Genomic DNA, 21,063 nt, shown 5'->3' with positions numbered 1-21,063 from the left:
GTATCAAGGCTTGCCAGGGGGTTTGCCAATAGGCGGTGATTTAGAGTTTGCAGATCAAGCCACAATCGGACGTGCTGTTTTGGGAAGAATTACCCTTTAATGGCTGAGTGGTTTGAAGATTGGTTCAATACAGAAGAATACTTAAATGTGTATAGGCACCGAAACGATGAGGATGCAAAAAGTCTTTTTGATCTTATTAAAAGAAATATTACTCTCGAAAAAAAATGCTAAGGTTTTGGATCTTGCCTGTGGAGCAGGAAGGCACTCCCAATTTTATTCGCAAAAAGTGGTTTTGATGTAACAGCAGTTGACATAAGTGAAAATCTGCTTGATGTAGGAAGAAAAATTCAAGTGAACTCGGACTCAATATTAATTTCATTAAAAGTGATCTAAGAAATCTAAAGCTTGCGCATAAATTTCAATTGATACTGAGTCTTTTTACCAGTTTCGGCTATTTTGAAAATGATGACGAAAATGAGGGTCATTAAAATTGCAACAAATCACTTGCTCAATAATGGCTATTTTATAATTGATTTTTTTTAATAGCGTTTACTTGAAGAACTACTTAATCCCCATATCATATGATAAGATTGAAGGAGGTATAATCAAGCAAGAAAGAATCTTTAAAGAAAATCGACTAATAAAGAAAATCTCCAATAAACATTAAGGGATAAAAAAAAAATTATTTCATGAATCTGTAAAGCATATACCAAAGACGAACTGTTACTTTATTTGTCAAATCACGCATTGAAAATTCAAATATATGGTGATTACTGTGGCAATGATTTTCATGAATCTATTTCCCAAGAATTATCATAATTGCAGAAAATGAAGAAAATAATATTACTAATTACGGCTCTATTAATAGGAAGCTATGATCTTTTTTACTACAAGAGATGTGCTGAACCTCCTCAAAAAGCAAGATCTGATTATCAAACAGCATTTACTCCCGAAGACTAATTTCAAATCTTGTAAATTCACTTAAAGATAAGGATGTTGAGAATTATCTATCATGTTTATCTGATTCCTCTTTACCGATAAATTATTTACATTTCACCTTCGAGTGAAGCACTATCTCCAGTATCCTCGATCTCGGAGATAATTGGAATAAGATGAATGAATCACAATACATGAATACTCTAAAAATTAAGATTCCCAATGAATTGCCCATCACATTAATTTTATCTAACACATCCTCAAGTGTTCACGGTGATAGCATCACATTTGTTGGCACTTACTCCTTAATGTTCCATTAAACGATGCCAGCGTTCCCACAAATTACCAGGGTGAATTAATTTTCGATCTGGTTCGCGATTCAAGATTTGTATGGAGTATCTACCATTGGCGGGATATCAAAAGCAGTAATTCACCCAGCTGGAGCGAATTGAAAGGAAGATTTTATTAATTCTTCACACAAACTTGGATTGATAATTATTCTAATATTTACAGGATGTAAAAATCCCTTTGCCCCTGCTTTAGATAACACTACCGGAGATAATAGCTCGACAATATCAGATTTAAAAAATGTTGACGGTGTTTTTCAAAATTTTCAATATGCATACGTTTTTAAAGATACCACCATCTATGGTAAGCTTATAAATGAAGATTTTATTTTTTACCTTTCGAGACTATGATCAGGGTGTTGATGTTTCTTGGGGAAGAGATGAAGAAATGAAAACAACTTATGGATTATTTCAAAATTCTCAACGCTTAGATTTAATTTGGAATAATGAAGTACTTAGCACGCAGGATTCTTTAAATGCCATTATCATTCGTGCATTTAATCTGACTATTACATTTAATCCAACGGACATTGTTCGTGTGAATGGCAGAGTAAATCTATCTTTAAGGAGAGATCCCGCTTCACAAACGTGGGCAATAACAAGGTGGATTGATGAATCAAATTTTTAATTATACAAGAATTTAATGTTACTTTTTTGGTTTAGAGAAGCATTCAAGATTTTTGGCCGGGCGAAGTCATCATTTATCCTTTCCTTGATTACCTTAAGCATTTCGATATTGCTTATCGCCGTTTCATTTAGATAATCCTATCCCCGCCTCAATATCAATTAAACTTAAAAGTGAGTTTGTGGATAAAGATTCGATTGAGATAATCAAAAGGCAGATAAGCACATTTTCTGGAATTGATGAAATCCTATTTGAACATGAGATTTTAGAAAAGTTAATCTCTACTCTTAAAAATCTTCAACGATATATTTTTATTATCACCGCAGTTTTAATTTTAATATCAGTTTATATCACGTATAGCACTATCAAATTGGTGATTTCACTTAAACACGAGGAACTTGAAACTATGAAGTTAGTAGGAGCAAAATTATCAACTATAAAATTTCCATTACTAATAAATGAAATTATGACCGGTTTTTTGGCGGGTATTATATCATTTGGTGTTATAAAAGTTTTTCTTTCCTTTCTCGGTAAGTATAGCCCTTTGTTAAATGAATATCATCCTCCAATTGAGTATTTATTGATGGTTCTACTAATTGGCCCAATAATTAGTTTTTTCGTTTCTGCCTTCGTACTTAGAAAAATCACCCTTAAAATTTGAAGATGCGAGTTTATTTGATAATTTTATGCATCAATTATTTCAAATCCTTTTATTTTGCAAATGACTAACAAAAAGATATTTTAAAAAAAGATGATCGAATGTTGAAGTTCGTAATTTTAATATTTCTTATTCTACCTTATTTACAAATTGCTCAAACAAACCCAGATTATAAGGAAAGAGAATTTCAAAATTCAAAAGATGCTTTAAAAAAGATTAACATGAGTGGAGTTGCTGAGGCCTCTATTGATCCAGATGAATATAAAGTTGGTTCTGGCGAAAATATTTTTATTTCAATCAGCGGTATTGAGGAAGTAAATTTCAATTTAATTGTAAATGTTGAAAATTATTTATTTATCCCTAAAGTTGGGGGAATAAATTTAAGAGGACTAACGCTGAATCACGCGAGGGAAAAGATTAGATCGACGATAGAAAAGTACTATAAGAACGTTGAAATATTTATTTCTCTCGGAGGACTAAAAAAAGATAAAAGTTTTTGCTGTAGGCGATATAGAGAAGCCGCTTGGTTGCAGTCGTTAAAAGCAATACTAGACTTTTTGATTTCTTGCTTGATACTGTGAGCTTTAACAAAACATCAAGTTTTAGAAATATTCAAATAAAAGCAGTAAATGGTGACATTAAGACTTTTGATTTTTTAAGTTTTTTAAAATATGGAGATAAAAAACAAAACCCGCTTTTAAATGATGGTGATGTTGTTTTCATTGATAAAGCGGATAAAGTTGTTACCATTTCCGGAGCTGTAAAATTTCCCGCAACATATGATTATCTTGAAGGTGAAAGTGTAAGTGACTTGATTAACCTTGCTGGGGACTATTATTCAATGCTAAAACTGATTCTATAGAGATTGTTAGATATGATAAAGAAGGTAAGAATCAGCAAAGTTATTACTATTCCTATGAGAAAATTGTTGAAAGTAACATACTTCTCAATTTTAAGGATAATGTGATCGTTCGTATAATTCCCGAATATTATATTGATAACTTTATTCGCATCGAAGGTTGGGTAAATTATCCAGGAGTATATAAAATTAAGGAAGATCAGACAAAATTATCTGAAATAATTAAAGAGGCTGGTGGATTTCGGAAAGATGCATCCATTAAAGATGCTTCATTATCGAGAACAACAGGTGAAGTTGATTTAGACCCCGAATATGAGAGGTTGAAACTTATTCTGCGAGCCGACATGACCGATGACGAGTATGATTATTTAAAGGCAAAATCACGACAACGAAAGGGCAGAGTTGTTGTCGATTTTGAAGAATTATTTTTTAATAATAATGTTAGTGAGGATGTAACTTTAAAACGCGGAGATTTTATTTCAGTTCCCGAAGCAAAAAATTATGTTACACTCTTGGGTCAGGTAGTTAATCCTGGTAATATCGTCTATAATGAAAACTACTCGGTTGAAGATTACATCAGACTTGCGGGAGGGTTTGGTTGGAGAGCCATCGAAAGCGATGTTAGGGTAATCAAATCAAATACCGGTGAATGGATTGACGATGAAGATGTCGAATCAATTGAACCTGGGGATACAATATGGATTCCAGAAGATCCACCAGGTGCTAAGTTTTGGGATGTTTTTACAACATCTTTACAAGTACTTGGTCAAGTTGCAGCAGTTATTGCTGCAACTGTTGCAGTCATTGTGGCAACGAGGTAAAAAATGAGTTATCATGAAATTCTTAATATTATAATATTTTATCGAGTACCAATTCTTAAAGGTACAATACTGACTTCAATTCTTCTTTTTTTATTCTACTGTTTATTTATCCTAATTCATATGAAGCTCCTGTTACCATTCTTCCTCCTGAAAAGAATAATCAAATAGGAGGACTTAGTGGTTTGCTTGGGGGAGAAGATCTTTCAAGTTTAATTACCGCCGGAATGTCAAATGCCAATTCACAGCTTTACATGGAGATGCTTAAAAGTAGATCTGCGGCACTATTTGTTGTTAGAAAACATAGCCTAACTAAATTTTTTGATGCGAAAAACGAAATTTCTGCCGCAAAGAAGTTATCGGAGAATTTAAATATCGATTTAAGTAAAGAAGGAATCATAAAATTAAGTGTCAATACATCTACTTCCTTATTTCCTATGTTTTCTTCTCAAGGTGATTCGATTAAAAAACTTTCTGCGGTTCTTTCGAATTCATATGTTGAGGCATTAGATATAATTAATCGGGAGAAACTTTCATCAAAAGCAAAGCGTGCAAGGATTTACATTGAATCTCAGCTCCAACAAACTAAATATTTGCTCGACTCTGCTGAGAGTGCATTAATGTTATTCCAAAAGAAGAATAAAACCGTTTCGCTTCCGGAACAAGTAAAAGCTGCAATCGATGCTGCTGCTGAGCTTAAAACTGATATAGTTAAAACCGAAGTAGAGCTTGGAATGCAGCAACCGAATTTACGAGAAGACAGCAAAACATTATTAACACTAAAGAGCAAGCTACAAGAACTTCGAAATCAGTATAACAAAATGGAAATGGGAAATGAAGATTATCTTGTTGCATTCAAAGATGTTCCTGAAGTAGGAAGGGAATTAGCTAAACTAGTGAGAGAGGTCAAAATTCAGAATGAAGTGTATTTGCTTCTTCAACAACAGTATTTCAAAGAGAGAATACAAGAGAATAGAGATCTTCCCACAATCGAAGTTTTAGATGAAGCAATTCCGCCATTGAAAGCATCTGGCCCGCGAGTAGTATTTTCAACAGTTTTAGGCGGAATTTTTGTTTTTCTTTTAATATCATTTTTTTTCATTTTCAACGAAAGAAGAATTCAGAATTTCAAAAAGAAAGAACGAGGGATTGTTACGAATGTATAAGTATGCTGCTGTTGTAACAGGCGGGGCTGGTTTTTTTAGGTTCACATTTATGTGATCGGTTACTTCAAGAGGGATTTAAAGTAGTATGCATTGATAATCTGCTAACAGGCAACCTCGATAATATATCTAACCTTTTTTTTTAAAGCATGATGTAACAAATTATATTTATGTTCAGGGTCGGATTGATTACATCCTTCATTTTGCATCGCCAGCAAGTCCGATCGATTATCTTAAATTCCCAATTCAAACGTTGAAAGTCGGATCACTAGGGACCCATAAGGTATTAGGATTAGCAAAAGAAAAGAAAGCCAGATTTCTTCTTGCGTCAACTTCCGAAGTTTATGGGGATCCTGCAATTCACCCTCAGAGTGAAGATTATTGGGGTAATGTGAATCCGATCGGCCCAAGGGGCGTTTATGACGAGGCAAAGAGGTTCGCAGAAGCCATTACAATGGCGTATAATCGTTATCATGGGGTTGAAACACGAATAGTTAGAATTTTTAATACCTTTGGTCCACGAATGAGACTAGATGATGGAAGAGCACTTCCAGCATTTGTTGGCCAAGCACTTCGAGGAGAAGATATTTCGGTTTTTGGTGATGGATCTCAAACACGCAGCTTTTGTTTTGTTTCCGATTTAGTTGATGGAATCTTTAAGCTCCTAATGTCAAATGAAATATACCCTGTTAATATTGGCAATCCAGAGGAAATAACAATTATGCAATTCGCTGAAGAAGTAATCAAGCTAACTGGTTCAAAAAGTAGATTATCATTCCACGATTTACCGGAAGATGATCCAAAAGTTAGACAACCCGATATTTCAAAAGCAAAAAGAGTGCTTGGTTGGGACCCGAAGGTATTAAGAACTGATGGATTAAAAATTACAATTAACTATATTAAGACAAAGCTCAACAATACTTAATGTGTCCAATCTGTAAGTATTTAGAAAAATCTATAGTCGGTACCCCTAAAGTAAGTTTAAAAGCTCAAAAGATTATTAGGTACGAGTACAATGTTGTAAAATGCAATAAATGTGGAACATACTATATTCATCCCGAAATTGATTTTTCAAAAGAGGAATGGAAAATTTTATATGATCAGAAATATTTTCAGCAGATGAGCAGATGGTATGAAAAAAATAGAGAGAAGGACAGAATTAGTAGGTTTGATAATCTTGAAAAATTTGGCTTCGAATGGGGAAAAGAATTTTTTGGACATCGGATGCGGCGAAGGAAATTGTTTAATTGAAGCATTAAAAAGAAATTGGAACCCATATGGACTTGATATTACTGATCACAGGATTGAAAAAGCTAAAGACAATAGAATAAAATTTTTTAATTCGAACTTAATTGATTGTCATTTCGAAAATAATTTTTTTGATATTATTTACATGGATTCTGTACTTGAACATGTTATTAATCCGCTTGATTATTTATTAGAAATAAAAAGGATACTGAAAAAGGGCGGAGTTGTTTACATTGGGATTCCGAATGAGGATTCATTATTAAATGATTTTAAAAAGACTCTTTATAGACTAAAATCAAGTAAATTATCTCCTAGACTTAGGCCATTTGAAACACCTTATCATGTCGTTGGTTTTAACACAAGATCTATAGAAACTGCACTTCAGATCGCACAGCTTGAAATAAGAAAAATTCGGAACTTTGCTTGTCGTTTGGAATTTTTAAGAGCTAAGCCACTTTCTAAAACATTCTTTCAATCACTATTATTGTTACCGATTTACCTTCTGGCTGTCCCAATAAAAAAAGAGGTATACCTGGAAGTATATGCTCAGAACAATCGTACCTGAACATACTAATGACATCACTTTAGATGAATAAGAAATTCACTTCAACCATTGCAGGTGCCTCAATTCTAATAACAAGTGTTGGGTTGCTATCAAGAGGATTTGGATTTTTAAGGGAAATAATATTTGCCGCCTATTTTGGGCTAGGAATAGATTTCGAAATATATCTTATTGCTTCCGTGATACCTGTGACCATTAACACAGTTCTTTTATATTTAGGCCAAAATTATTATATACCAATTCATGCCCGAATTAAGAATGAAGGCATAAAGAATGAAACCGAATTATTTATTAGAGTAATAATTTCATTTTTTCTAGGAGGCATCGTTCTTGGGATTCTTCTATTCGCCCTGTCTGATTATTTATTAACCATCTATTTAAGCGGAGCGAATCCAGCAAAAATAAAAACTGCCTTGATCATATTTCGAATTTTAATAATTACTTTACCTTTAAATGCGGCTATTTCTATACTGTCTGCGCACCTTCAAGCCCAAAGAAAGTTTTCAATTCCTGCACTTGCACAACTTTTCACTAATTTTTCTGTTATCATTTTTGTTCCTTTACTAAGCAATGGAATAGGTATAGTCATTATTCCAACTGCATACCTGATTGGGAGCTTTGTTCAATTGATCTTTTTGATTATAAAGATTAAGAACACACTTTCACTAGATAAAAGCAAAATTTTCAGAGACTCCTTTTCGCATTTTAAGATTTATAGTAGTAAGAGTTTACTCCTGATAATCGTGATTGAAATTCTTGGACAATTTTATTTAATAATAGACAGATATTTCTATGATAAAGTTGAGCCAGGTGGTATAGCTGCATTAAATTATGCCATTACAGTCTATTATTTACCCATAGCAATTTTATCAGTCGCATTATCAACAGCAATTTTTCCTTCTTTTTCAGAACATTTGCAAAACAAAAGTTCTGAGGAATTTGTGACTAAAGTTAATAATTCATTGAGTGTTAACACATTTTTATTTTCTCCAATTTTTATTCTGTTATTTTTTTATGGTAATATATTAATTAAGCTTTTCTTTCAGAGAGGAAACTTTTCACTTGTTGATACACAAATGACCTTTAGTGCCTTACAATATTTCTCTTTGAGTGTAATATTTTATTCAATTTATGCAATTCTTAATAAAATATTATATGGTGCAAGATTAATTGAACATTTATTAATTATTTCTTTGATCGGAATTATAATAAAACTAGTGTTCAATTATATTCTCGTTGGTTCAATGAAACATAACGGACTTGCTCTAAGTTCCAGTTTATCATATACTTTCATTTGTCTAATTTCAGTGCTTGTTTTGAGCAGGAAATTTAAAATTCCTCTCCATGTCATCCTCGGGAAAAACGCTATTGTTTCTATTATTAATTCAATTTTCAGCTATTTTATTACTTTAATAATAGTTGCTCCATTTTTATTGGATAATTTTCTGGATACGATTGTTCGTATTTTTTTGTTTGTAGCCATTTATCTATTTAATGCTTATTGTCTTAGAGATCACTCAATATTTCTCCTAAAAGAGGCATGGATTTCTTATAAAAAATCATAACATATAATTTTCTTAAATAAATTAGAATGTTGATTTAAAAAGTATAATTTCACAGCGTTTCGCTCATTAATCAGTAAGATTAAAATTATATAGACGAAAAATTGATTAAGTAAAAGATCAAATTCGATAATAGCGAAGCACGATGATCATGGGGATTATCAATTTGGCTAAAAATAATGATAAGTCACATGTATGGATTTATAAACATATTCTTTTGTAAAAAGATGTTGTAAAATTAATTGCATTTAATTTATTGCAACTATCTTGATTTACAAAAAAAACCTTTTATTATCAAATTATGAATGAACATTACTGAGATGTTTTCAAAATTTTTCAATAATTTTAGATCTTACGCATCATGGTTAATAATACTCTCAATATTATGTGCTTTTGCCTCTCCTTATATGATTATTTTGATATTAGTGGTATTATTATTAATCCTGATTTACCTGTTTAAAATCGATTTCATTTTACCAGCAACAATTATTTTATTCTTAATTTTTACTGGACAAGAACTTGAAAAGTATCGTTCAATCGTTAACGCAATATGTATATTAATCCTAATCATTTTGTTTCTTAAAAGTTACGGATTGAAATTTCATACATATCCCAAAGTACCTTTTCAAGTTGTTTATTTTATACTTTTTTTAACCTTCGTTCTATTTGTATCATCAACACTTTCAATCGATCTTTTATCTACATACCAATCAACATTAAGGTTAATTGTATTTTTTATCGTTTGCTATTTTTATTATGCACTAATACAACATACAAATACTATACATAAATATTTAATTGCATTATTTGTTAGTGTCTTATTCATAGGATTTTCAGTTTTGATTGATGTATATAATACTGGCTTTGTGCTCTTTTTAATTGAGGGTACGATTGTCAGATATGGTGGTATTTATGAAAACCCAAACTACGTGGGATTGCTATTGTTAATAACAATACCAATCAATATCGCTTTATTGTTTGGAAAGTATAAAGAGACACATCCTGCAAAGATTGGCTTACTTCTTCTTTTAGTTATTTCAGTAATTCTCTTGTTGATTTCAAATTCACGTTCAAGCATGATCGGCACATTAGTTGCCTCTGCAGTAACAATCGCTTTCATTAATAGAAAAGTATTTGTCAGATTCATAAGCATTTTGGCTTTAAGCTTGGTCATATTGTTTTTTGTTAGTGAAATTCAAGATTATTTATCCTTGTTTTTGAGATTAGAAAGAGCAGGAAATAGAGAATATTTTTGGAATGCTGGCTTAGAAATAATTTCTGACCACCCCTATTTTGGTGTAGGTCCTGAGCTTTTTGATAGGTATTTCTTCACTCATATGCCTTCATTAGCAAATCAACTATATGAATCTAGTGTATGGTCGGTTGGCAGGCCGCATCCGCATAATTTCTTTTTACTCTTTGCAGCAGAAAATGGAGTAATGGGTTTTTTGAGCGCGATTTGTTTTTTCATTTTATTTTTTTATTTCGCCATCAAAACCCTATCCATAGTTAAGCACAAAAAACTAGATGAATATTTAATTGTTGTTTCTTCACTTGGAATTGGGATTGGAATCTTGATCAGATCTTTTTTTGAAGTAACCGGAATAATTACTTATGGATTTATTACTAGAGACTTACCATTTTGGATACTATTTATAATAATCCTCCATATTAATAAAAAATATTCTTACTCAATTCAAGAGTAAGAACAAATCACTTAATCTTTCTGAAATATGCACTGTAATATTTTTCCATTTTTAGCGGGATAGAAAAAATATCTATGGGCAGAGTTAAAAAATGAACCCAGAATGATTTACTGTTAGAAGGATATTTCCTAAATTCAAAATGTGTTGCAAAATTTTTGATCTCGACTACTTCAAAGTCTGCTATACTTGCAATTATCCTTAATGATTTTTCTGTGAAACCACCTATATGAAAAGGTGTCTCGAATGGTCTTAGTTTTGCCGAAAATTTAGCTTTCCCAATAAATTTAAAGGCTAATTGTCTAAAATTATCAAAAAGACTATTTTCATTGGGTACACCGATATAAATTATTCCACCTTTTTTCATGATTCTATTTAATTCTTTGAGATAGTCAACGGGGTTGATTAAGTGTTCTAGAACTGAATCCATGTGAATAAAATCAAAGAAATCATTTGGATAGTGGGCACTTATTAAATCACTTAATTCAAAAAATATATCATTTTGCTTTGCATCCTGAGTCCTATTGTCTGAAATATCACAACCAAACGCGTTCCACTTTTTTTTTAGTGATTCGATTAATGCCAGGCCCTCACCACACCCCAAATCTAAAAAATTTGCCTTATCATGCGTATGTTTATATGAGATCATCCTACTAAGCCGTGATTTAATATCTTTCAATCTTTCTTCTTTATACCATTCATTTAATTCCAGAAAATATTCATTACCATAAAGTTCTGACCACTCGTTAAGGGACAAATCGATTTTTGGGTGAACATAGTAGAATTGACATGATTTACACTTTACAACTTTATAATCCTGTCTTATTAAATGAACAACATTTGGATCGAATAATGGTTTCCCAATCACAATTGAATTCTCACTATTACACAATGGACAATTCATTATTTTAACCTTTCGTACTGAATTGTGCGTTAAAAGAAAAGTTGAACCTTGAGACGAATGCTATATGTTTAAATAAAAAATTTTCCACGATTAAGTTTACTCATATCTCAACAAGATGTTGGATTAAATAATCAAGTTACAAAATTTATCTTCTGATGATCAAATCCTAGCATTCCAGATGAATCACTGGTACTTGCTAGTATAAAATATAATTATCATGAAAAGTTTAATAGCATTTATTTTTTATTAACAATGGAATCAGTGTTAAAGAGCACCTTATGGAAAAATTTAACCTCCTTCAAAATTGTATTTTCGAATGAGAATTTATCTTTATTTATTCGAGAATTGGGATTAATTTTCTCTAGAATATCGTCAAAAAATATATGATCAGTATCATTTTTAATAAAAAAAACATTTGAAAATTCTTTTAGCATTTCGCGGCAAATTGGAATATCAGAAGTAATCAAAGGAATACCAAATGTTGCCATTTCACACATCATTACTCCCTGTGAATCCAACCGAGTTGGCATAAATGCTGCAGTATACTGATTTAATAATCCTGGAATTTCTTGATGGATAAAATACGAATTGAAAATTTTCAAATTGTCCGGTATTGAGTAATATTTAAAAAAGATACCTTTCCCGAATACATGAAATTCGAATTGAGGATTTTCATTGGCGGCCTTCAAAACTAGATCTATTGCATATTTGGGGTTATCAAATTGTCTTATAGTTATTATTTTAAATTTTTCTTCCGCTGCGTAATTATAGTCTTGATTAAGAAATTCCTTTGCGGCAGCGTTATGAATAATAAGGGAATTATTTTCTAGAAGATTATCATCAATTTTTATATTACTTTTAAATTCACTTTTCATCCATTCGCTCACAAAAATCAATTTAACGCGTTCACTTTTTAGGTTTTTAGTAAAATATTTTTTGAAGGCAGCAAGCTTAATAGCGTCATAAATGTCCCTAAAAATTCTTGCTAAATAGAATAGTTTGCTTCTGATGAATGGAAATGGTTCAGGGTAATAGTTAGATTGTTTTAATACTTCATGTCCGTGAACAAAGAAGAAAATTTTTTTTGATTTTGTATAAAAATATAAAAATCTTAAATGGTTGCGTAAATTTGGCGCGTGAGATACGATTGCGTCAAACATTCCTATATCATAATTTCTTTTAAAGAATCTTAAATTTGTAATAGTGATATTTTCAAAGACGTATTCTTTTTTCGCATCAAACGCTAATACAAGAACGTCTATGCCTATTTCAACATAATATTTGTTACGTGTATGAACGTATCCGAATCGTTGATTATCGGATTCGTCCGGATAGTCCTGAACTATTACTAGTAAATTCATTTAAGTTATTTAAAGTTATATAATGGAATTATTTATTAATTAATGAAGTGATGGCCTTAAGCACATCCTGCACACTTAATTGATTCATGCATTCAAATGTGGGGCAGCCTTCTCTTCCGGCGTTAGTGAAACAGTAATGTTCTGCTCCAATAGGTGAACACCTTAGCTTTTTTACGATAAATTGTACATTCGTATCTCCGTCTAAACAATAAAGTGGATTAACAGGACCAAATATTATAAAAGTCTTTTTACCCAGATATGAGGCAATATTTACGGGTCCGCTATCATTTCCGATAAATAAATCACAATCTCTTATTTGAGCTATTAACTCATCAAGAGAATGAGTAATAGTTAATTCGGCATGAATTTCTTTAATTTGATATATGACATCAATTGGGATGCGGTTTGGTTCTGAGATAAATTTACAAGTGTAGATTTTTGATAAATGTTCTGCTACTTTAATAAATTTATTCAAATTCCATTCCTTAGCTTCCCAACCGGCAAATGGATGAATGCAAATTTTGTTTACTGAATGCTTAATTTGTTGCTTAATTTGATAGTCACCTATTTTCGCCTCAGAGTTGAAAAACCTTACTACATCGAAAATTCTGTCGAGCAATGTTGGTCGTTCCTCCTTAAAAACGTATTTGTCGTAAAATGGTTTAAGATACATTGAACATCGACCATATATCATTTCTGCTCTACTATTTAGATAAAAAAGTGAAACGGAATTTATCTCTCCAGTGATATCTATAATAATCCTTGGTCTTAATGTTCTAAGAAGTTTTCTTAATTTAAAGCCTGCGATCCTCCCGCCAAAATAGAAATCATTATAATCCATAGGAGTGATATTTAATTTAATATTAAGTAAATCATATAATGGCTTTGTCGATTCTAAACACATAATTGTCAAGTCTTCAGCATATTTCTCATAAAAAAAACGAATAGTTGGAAAAGAGAAAACGGTATCACCAATTTTATGAAGGGAGATTAGTACAACTTTCTTAGAATTCCTGTAAGGGATAATCCTATAAATATTATTTATCTTGGCAATCAATCTGATTGTCAAATTGAAAAGAAAAACTAAAAACCTGTTTCTCCCTTGGAATACTTTACTTTTAATGTAAGGATTTAACTGCATTATATAGTAATGATCATTAATTAATATTCAGTCCTTTTTTTATAAAATTCTTAATGATAAATTTATAATAAATAAATTGAAAAAGATTGTGTCAGAACCCATTATTTCAGTCATTATTCCATGTAGGAACGAAGAAAAATACATTGGTGAATGTTTGATATCTCTGCTTAATCAAGAAAATGTTAAAGATAAAATAGAAATATTAGTTGTCGATGGCATGAGCACGGATAACACGAGAAATATTGTTCACAATATTTCGATGGATAATCCGCAAGTGATACTTGTCGATAATCCCCAATTTTTAACTCCGCATGCATTGAATAGTGGCATTAAGAATGCTAAAGGAAAATTTATCGCAATCCTCGGCGCCCATGCTGATTATTCATCAGATTATCTTGCAACATGTTTAGAATTGGCGAAGCAACATCCTGAGGTTTCATGCGTTGGCGGGCCAATCATTAGTAAAGGACGAACTCCTTTTGCAAAAGCTGCTGCACTCGCAATGTCAAGTATTATTGGTGTTGGAAATGCAAAGCACAGATTTCCTGACTACGAAGGATATGCCGAGATGGCTTGTTTCCCTGTTTTTAGAAGGGATGTTTTTGATAAATATGGTTTATATGATGAATCTTTAATCCGCAATCAGGACGATGAATTTTGTTTTCGAATCACAAAGAGCGGAGGCAAAGTTTTCATTTCGCCCAAAGCTAAGAGCAGCTATTTTGTTCGAGAATCTCCATTGGCCTTATTTAAGCAGTATTATAATTATGGTTTTTGGAGAGTAGCTGTTCTGATGAAACACAAAATTCCCATTTCATACCGACAACAGATCCCAATATTATTTTATTTGACCGTTATTATTTTGGTTATTCTCGGTCTTGTTTTGAATGATTTAATTCTTGGTATGTTACTTCCCGCGCTTTACCTAGCAGCAATTATTGTGTGTAGTATTCCAATATTTATCAATAATCAATTAAACGCTGCTGTTTGGTTTCCGGTAGCTGTTATAGTTTTGCACCTTTCATATGCTGCTGGATTTTTTATAGGCATAATCAAATTTATAATTATAGATAAACTATTTAAATAGTGAAATATCGTGTCAGAATCTGAAGAAATAATTCGCCGCTACGAACGCAGAAAGCTAATACCGGAAGGCAGGTATAGTCCATTAAACGCCTCCACGTATATGAGTGAACAAGAAAAAGAGCGTGCTTTAATAAAGATGATTAAACGTGAAAAATTAGAACCATTGGGTAATAAGCGTTTATTGGAAATTGGATGCGGAACGGGAATTAACCTCCTCCAGCTGATTAGGCTTGGTTTCCAATCCTCAAATCTTTTTGCTAATGATATTCTTGCGGAACGATTGATGGAAGCAAAAAAAAGGCTACCAAATCAAGTGTCCTTTTTTGAGGGCAATATCCTAAATCAAAACTTTGATGACGAGGTTTTTGATATTGTTTTCCAATCAATGGTATTTTCTTCAATACTCGATAGAGACTTTAAAAAAAAGCTTGCACTAAAAATGTGGAATTGGACGAAGCCAGGCGGTGGTATTTTATGGTACGACTTTATTTATAACAATCCGCGAAATAAAGATGTCAAGGGAGTTTCTTTGAGCGAAATCAATGATCTCTTTCCTGTTCAAAATGTTAATTTTTATAGGCTGACTTTAGCACCACCAATTAGTCGTATACTAACCAAAGTTCACCCGATTCTATATTCTGTTTTTAGTTCACTTTATTTTTTACGAACTCATATATTATGCTTTGTTAAAAAACCAAGCTGATTAATGGGAAATATTATTAAAATTTTTATAATTTTTTAGTCAACATTCGCACAGAACCTAACTGTACTATAGATTCATTTTTGAATTCAGTTTAAGAGTAGTTATTTTGTTATATAAAATATTTTTGTTTATTGTGTGATATAAGGCAGCAACCGTTTAATTATATTATAAAAGAACATACTTTTCAAAAAATAATTTTATACAATCAGTTAATATTAACTATGGGTAAGAAGGGAAGTTTTATAAAGAGATTCACAGATATATTAATTTCTATATTAACAATTGTTATAACTTCGCCGGTATTAATTCTTGCCGCAATTGCTATTAAATTAGAATCCAGAGGACCTGTATTATTTAAACATGAACGCACCGGCTATAATGGTCAAAAATTCCTCATGTACAAATTCAGAGGGATGGTAAAGAATGCCCTAGAACTTGGACCGGAATTAACGCAAGTTAACGATCCTAGAATCACAAAGGTTGGCAAAATCCTTCGAAGAACTAGTATCGACGAAATCCCTCAAGTTATAAATGTACTTAAAGGTGAGATGAGTATTGTGGGTCCCCGCCCTGAAATTACTTCAATCACTTCAAAATACACTGAAGAACAAAGAAAGATTTTTGAATTCATACCAGGGATTACCGGATATTCCCAAATAAATGGCAGGCAGCGGTTAACGCCAGAACAGCGTGTAAAAATGGAGGTTGATTACTATACTCAAGCTAATGTTTTTACTGATTTTATAGTACTTCTCAAAACGTTTGAGGCGATTGCTACAAATCACGGAAATCTTTAATCCTCCAAAATGAAGTTTTGTCGGTTAATAATAATTCTCACTTTTTTAACCTTAAACACATCTCATCTTCTCTCACAAGTCGAAAACGTTCCCTCCTCACATGAAGTTTATAACTTTCTGGATAGGATGTACGTTAAAGGCATATTAGATGACTATGATGACGTAGTATTGCCGTTATCGAGAAATCAAGTTAAATCTGCTCTGATGAAGGTATCCCAAAAGAGGCAATTTCTAAGCACGGTTGAACAAGAAAAAATGGATAGAATATTCATACAATTGGGTTTTATCGATTCAAATCAAGTTGTCAATTTTTTTGATTCTTTCCCTGATAAGTTTCTGCAAAACATAACTCAAGAAAATGAAAAACATTTGTATTCTTATAGCGACCCAATGTTAAAATTCTTTGTTGATCCTTTGTTTGAGTACAAGTTTATTTATTCTGATAAAAACAAAAGAAGCAGTTCACTTTTAAATTTTGGCGGACGAATACGAGGGTCCTACGACGATTGGTTCGGATATTATATTGAAGCTTCGAATGGTTCAATTCACGGTGATCGAGCAACAGCCTTTCTTGATAGAAGGGTTGAACAATCATTTACTTTTAACGATACTAAAATAAATTTTTTTGATAACACTCAAGGTTATTTAAGACTCGAAAAGGGTCCATTAAATTTTCAACTAGGCAGAGAAAGGATATTATGGGGAAATGGACGAATTAATAAATTAATACTCTCGAATAATGCTCAAGCATTTGACTTTATTAAATTCAATTTTGCTTATAAAAGTTTGAGATATGATTTTCTTCATGGATGGTTAGTTATGAAACCAGAGCTAATGCAGGTTAACAACGATATCAGTAAAGAGAAGAGATCAAAATATATTGCTATATCAAGGTTAGGATTTAGTCCCAACAACGATATTTCCTTAGGTATTTCTCAGATGATAATTTATTCTAACAGACCTTTTGAGGCAGCGTATTTAAATCCATTCTTATTTTGGGAGTCAGCTCAGCGCTCATTAAACGATTTGGATAATTCTTTTTAACTTTTGATGGAAAGTTTAGGTTAGTTAAAGGACTGGAAATAAATGCCACAGCAGTGTTTGACGATATTAATTTCAGTCCGCTCTTTAAAGGCGAATGGGCGCTTCATAATAATAGATTCGCATGGCAAAGTGGTATATCATTGGCCTCTCCGCTGATTTTTGAAAACATGACACTAAATTTTGAATACATGCAATTAAGGCCTTATATTTTTTCACATGATGGTTACGGTGAATCACTCACTTATACCAATAATACTTACTTATTAGGTCCTGAATTAGATCCCAACTCGGTTCTTTTTTCACTTAGCATTGACTATGATGTTTCAGCGACAATTAATCTCAAACTTTTTTATGACTACCTGCAACATGGAAATAATGAGTATGATGCATCCGGAAATCTAATTAAAAATTTTGGCGGAAGTGTTTTTGAATATTATAGACTGAATGATCCGAACTTTGCCTATCTGCTTGATGGAATAAGAGAAACTGAAAACCGTTTTCGTCTTAACATGAATTGGCAAATTTTTAACGGTATATTTTTCCTATTTAATTTTGAGCATCGCCATAATTCATACGATTCACAAAAAAGTTACAATGCTTATTCCACCGCTTTAAATTTATCTTTGGATTAGTTGGAATAATTCAAGCTTACCAATTACTTACCAAAAAAATATCTAAGTTTATTGACTTTTTTTTACCCTTGTTCTAAAAACATTAAAAATCTAAGTTTTGTGTAAAATAATCGGAATTTAATGAAACATAGACTATTTCAGATTTTATTAATCACTTTATTTCCCGCATTAATTCAATCACAAAATTATACAATTATAGAATCCACCTTTTCATATGTAAAGGTGGGTTTTGATTTCTCGAATAAGTATAATCTGCTCGATACAGTCGTAAATGGTAAGGAAGTCACATTTATTTCCGGTGAAGATTACAGTATCAGGAAACCCGGTGAACCATGGCTGCCAACTGTTCATTTAAATGTTGGAATACCATTTAATTCTAAACCATCAATAAAAATATTAAGCACTGAGCAAGAAAACTATTCGCAGCATTTTATAATATCTTATCCTGATTCATTGAACCAAAATATAAATTCGTTAAAGTATGATGAAAATATTTATAGGAAAAATTCATTTTATCCTGAAATACCGGCGGAAGTAACTTCTGAATTTACGATGAGATTTGCCCATGCTGCAAGTTTCAGTGTTTATCCATATCAATTTAATCCTGTTTCGCGCGACCTTATTTTCAACAAAAAAATTATTGTGCAAGTTGATTTTAATACTTCATCTGCAATTGGGGTGGCTTTAGAAAATGTAAATGATGATTTAACTAATGATTTTGTTGAATCTTCAATTATTAATTCTAAGGAGGCAAAAAAGTTCACAGGCAAGATAAGAGATTATTTAGGTAAGACGTCAGCAGACAGCATATGGTATAAACCTCAAAAGAATTACTTTAAAATCTATCTCAAGGAAAAAGGACTTTATAAAATTACGTATGATCAACTTGTATTAGCGGGTGTGCCTGAAAATGATGGTATAGGTGAAGCAAAACTAGAAATTATTAATAACGGGCATAATATTCCCATAGACATTGTTGATGAAAATACCGACGGAGTATTCAATTCTGGAGATTACTTTAAATTTGTTGGCGACGTTCCTAAACCTACGACACCTTACACTTATAAGAATATATACAATAATGAAAATGTGTACTGGTTTTCTTATCAAGCAGATTCAGTTTATAATTATAAATACATAGATGGATTCCCAACAAATTTTGATAATACCATTAAAGATTCCCGAAAAACACTTCACTATGAAAAAGATTTGATATATGAAAGATTAGGTTATGCCCAGGATGATAAAAGAGATTTTTGGTTGTGGGGAACCGCGGAGGCGCGAAACGGACAAGAGTATGATATCTTTACATATTGGATTACAGATAGTATTGCATATAATATTAATGACAATAAGCCTGAGGTTACAGTTAGAGTTAATTTGCAAGGTATTACTAATATTTTTTGTCCTAATGGTAACGGACATAGTGCTTTTGTAAAATTTAATACAAATCCGGTGGGGGAGATTAAGTGGAATGGACAGAACTCAGTTACTCTTGAAACAACATTTAATGTTGGTTTTTCGGGTTCCGTTATACCACTTTATTCAAATCAGAATAAATTCGAGGTTGGACTCGATGGAAAAGTCTGTTCAATTTCCGGTGATGACATTGTCCGGATAAATTGGTTCGAACTTGATTATTGGCGTTGGAATGTAGCGAGAGGCAACAATTTGATTATTACCTCACCTCCTAATAGAATTGGCAAAAACACGTTCTATCTTTATGGATGGTATAGCAATAATATGAAAATATACATCCCTTCTCGCGGAGAACTAATACCTAATCCGCGTTTAGCAAACGATGCAGATTTTTCGGTCCATTTTGCTGATTCAATAGCTAAAAGCACTGAATATTTCTGCTATGCTGATGAAGCATTTTTAACACCTGATTCTATTGTAAGCGATCAATCCTCTGATTTAAGAAATGCAGCTAATGGTGCCGATTATATAATTATAGCACATCCGAATTTTAAGAGTGTTGCGGAACGATTAGCGGAATATAGAAGTAACAATTTGCCGGGATTTGAATCACCGCGTGTGAAAATTGTTAATATTCTTGATATCTATGACGAATTTTCATTTGGGATGTTAGATCCTTTGTCCCTTAAATACTTTGTAAAATATGCATTTGAACAATGGCAGACTCCTGCACCAACATATATTGCTTTACTTGGAGATATGAGTTATGATTATAGGTCAGTTTATTATGGCAGTCGCCCTAACTTTATTCCCTCAATCCCATATCAAACCCTAGAATTTGGCCAAGCGCCAAGTGACAATGAAATAGTATGCGTATCTGGAAACGATATCATACCGGATTTAGCAATCGGAAGAATATCATGCGAAACCGTAGAAGAAGGTAATATTTTAGTGGATAAGATTATAAATTATCCTGCAGATAATTCTAAAGCTTGGAAGGAAAATGTTTTACTCATCGCATCTGGTCTCAATTCGCTAGATGAATCTCAGCTCGGTTTTAATGATGAAAGTCTGTATCTCGACAATGAATTCCTGCTTGGGAACGGTTTTACATCTTCCAAAGTTTTTCGTTATCCAAATAAACCGAGCCATTTTCCATTTCAAGGTGAAGGTCCCAAAATCCGCGCGGAATTTAATAGAGGAGCAGTTTTAGCTAATTATTATGGCCATGGCGGCGGTGGTCAATGGGACTTGGTATTCACAAATGATGATATTTATCAGTTAGAGAATGGTGATAGACTTCCGATGATAATAAGCGTAACCTGTTATACAGCTCATTTCGATAATCAAGATATTTTCGGGGAGAAGTTTAACAAGGTTCCGGGAAAAGGAAGTGTGGGTTTTTTTGGAAGTTCAGGGTTAACATGGTGGCAAGCAGGAGTATATATCAACAAAGAAATGTTCAGAGAGATTTTTAATCGGCGAAACTATGTTT

17 protein-coding genes and 2 pseudogenes are annotated in these 21,063 nt (G+C 32.3%); 16 read left to right on the top strand and 3 right to left on the bottom strand.

What is annotated here, in order from left to right:
* The first annotated feature begins 1,430 nt into the window (after positions 1–1,430).
* The 10 genes and pseudogenes from IPM51_00315 to IPM51_00270 all read left to right on the top strand — a co-directional run bounded on the left by IPM51_00315 (position 1,431) and on the right by IPM51_00270 (position 10,484).
* A pseudogene (locus IPM51_00315) lies at positions 1,431–1,911 on the top strand (hypothetical protein).
* 178 nt (positions 1,912–2,089) lie between these two features.
* A complete protein-coding gene (locus tag IPM51_00310) occupies positions 2,090–2,569 on the top strand; it encodes a hypothetical protein (GenBank protein ID MBK9282749.1) in 480 nt (159 codons plus the stop codon).
* A gap of 101 nt (positions 2,570–2,670) precedes the next feature.
* Positions 2,671–3,147: a polysaccharide biosynthesis/export family protein gene (locus IPM51_00305; GenBank protein ID MBK9282748.1), complete on the top strand. Its 477-nt coding sequence runs from the start codon at positions 2,671–2,673 to the stop codon at positions 3,145–3,147.
* Positions 3,144–3,428, top strand: a complete 285-nt coding sequence (locus tag IPM51_00300; GenBank protein MBK9282747.1) for an SLBB domain-containing protein — start codon at positions 3,144–3,146, stop codon at positions 3,426–3,428. The genes IPM51_00305 and IPM51_00300 overlap by 4 nt, the downstream gene beginning before the upstream one ends.
* A 101-nt stretch (positions 3,429–3,529) precedes the next feature.
* The gene (locus tag IPM51_00295) at positions 3,530–4,246 is read left to right on the top strand and encodes an SLBB domain-containing protein (protein MBK9282746.1); all 717 of its coding nucleotides are present in this window, start codon (positions 3,530–3,532) and stop codon (positions 4,244–4,246) included.
* A gap of 182 nt (positions 4,247–4,428) precedes the next feature.
* A complete protein-coding gene (locus tag IPM51_00290) occupies positions 4,429–5,409 on the top strand; it encodes a hypothetical protein (GenBank protein MBK9282745.1) in 981 nt (326 codons plus the stop codon).
* Positions 5,402–6,331, top strand: a pseudogene (locus tag IPM51_00285) (SDR family oxidoreductase). The gene IPM51_00290 and the pseudogene IPM51_00285 overlap by 8 nt, the downstream one beginning before the upstream one ends.
* A 207-nt stretch (positions 6,332–6,538) precedes the next feature.
* On the top strand, positions 6,539–7,219 hold the full coding sequence (locus IPM51_00280; protein MBK9282744.1) for a class I SAM-dependent methyltransferase: 681 nt from the start codon (positions 6,539–6,541) through the stop codon (positions 7,217–7,219).
* A 23-nt stretch (positions 7,220–7,242) separates the two neighbouring features.
* Positions 7,243–8,781 (top strand): polysaccharide biosynthesis C-terminal domain-containing protein, encoded by a 1,539-nt coding sequence (locus tag IPM51_00275; GenBank protein MBK9282743.1) that lies wholly within the window; start codon positions 7,243–7,245, stop codon positions 8,779–8,781.
* Between the two features lie 836 nt (positions 8,782–9,617).
* Positions 9,618–10,484 (top strand): O-antigen ligase family protein, encoded by an 867-nt coding sequence (locus tag IPM51_00270; protein MBK9282742.1) that lies wholly within the window; start codon positions 9,618–9,620, stop codon positions 10,482–10,484.
* Between the two features lie 7 nt (positions 10,485–10,491).
* Here IPM51_00270 and IPM51_00265 read toward each other — a convergent pair whose 3' ends face one another.
* The 3 genes from IPM51_00265 to IPM51_00255 all read right to left on the bottom strand — a co-directional run bounded on the left by IPM51_00265 (position 10,492) and on the right by IPM51_00255 (position 13,803).
* Complete coding sequence (locus IPM51_00265; GenBank protein ID MBK9282741.1) at positions 10,492–11,349, bottom strand: class I SAM-dependent methyltransferase; 858 nt, start codon at positions 11,347–11,349, stop codon at positions 10,492–10,494.
* A gap of 272 nt (positions 11,350–11,621) precedes the next feature.
* Complete coding sequence (locus tag IPM51_00260; GenBank protein MBK9282740.1) at positions 11,622–12,746, bottom strand: glycosyltransferase family 4 protein; 1,125 nt, start codon at positions 12,744–12,746, stop codon at positions 11,622–11,624.
* A gap of 28 nt (positions 12,747–12,774) precedes the next feature.
* Complete coding sequence (locus IPM51_00255; protein ID MBK9282739.1) at positions 12,775–13,803, bottom strand: glycosyltransferase family 9 protein; 1,029 nt, start codon at positions 13,801–13,803, stop codon at positions 12,775–12,777.
* Positions 13,804–13,963: 160 nt separating this feature from the next.
* Between IPM51_00255 and IPM51_00250 the strand changes: the two genes are divergently transcribed.
* The 6 genes from IPM51_00250 to IPM51_00225 all read left to right on the top strand — a co-directional run.
* Positions 13,964–14,974 (top strand): glycosyltransferase family 2 protein, encoded by a 1,011-nt coding sequence (locus IPM51_00250; GenBank protein ID MBK9282738.1) that lies wholly within the window; start codon positions 13,964–13,966, stop codon positions 14,972–14,974.
* Positions 14,975–14,980: 6 nt separating this feature from the next.
* Positions 14,981–15,676, top strand: coding sequence for a class I SAM-dependent methyltransferase (locus tag IPM51_00245; GenBank protein MBK9282737.1), 696 nt, complete (start codon positions 14,981–14,983; stop codon positions 15,674–15,676).
* Between the two features lie 221 nt (positions 15,677–15,897).
* A complete protein-coding gene (locus IPM51_00240) occupies positions 15,898–16,473 on the top strand; it encodes a sugar transferase (protein ID MBK9282736.1) in 576 nt (191 codons plus the stop codon).
* Between the two features lie 204 nt (positions 16,474–16,677).
* Positions 16,678–17,517, top strand: a complete 840-nt coding sequence (locus IPM51_00235; GenBank protein MBK9282735.1) for a hypothetical protein — start codon at positions 16,678–16,680, stop codon at positions 17,515–17,517.
* Between the two features lie 53 nt (positions 17,518–17,570).
* Entirely contained in the window at positions 17,571–18,149 is a 579-nt protein-coding gene (locus IPM51_00230; protein ID MBK9282734.1) for a hypothetical protein, read from the top strand.
* A gap of 120 nt (positions 18,150–18,269) precedes the next feature.
* On the top strand, positions 18,270–21,063 hold a 2,794-nt coding region (locus IPM51_00225), incomplete at its 3' end, for a hypothetical protein (GenBank protein MBK9282733.1).

It is taken from the genome of Sphingobacteriaceae bacterium, assembly GCA_016715905.1.
GTDB lineage: Bacteria > Bacteroidota > Bacteroidia > B-17B0 > Aurantibacillaceae > Aurantibacillus.
The sequence above is the reverse complement of the archived record's forward strand: the minus strand, read 5'-3'. Positions and strand labels throughout refer to the sequence as shown.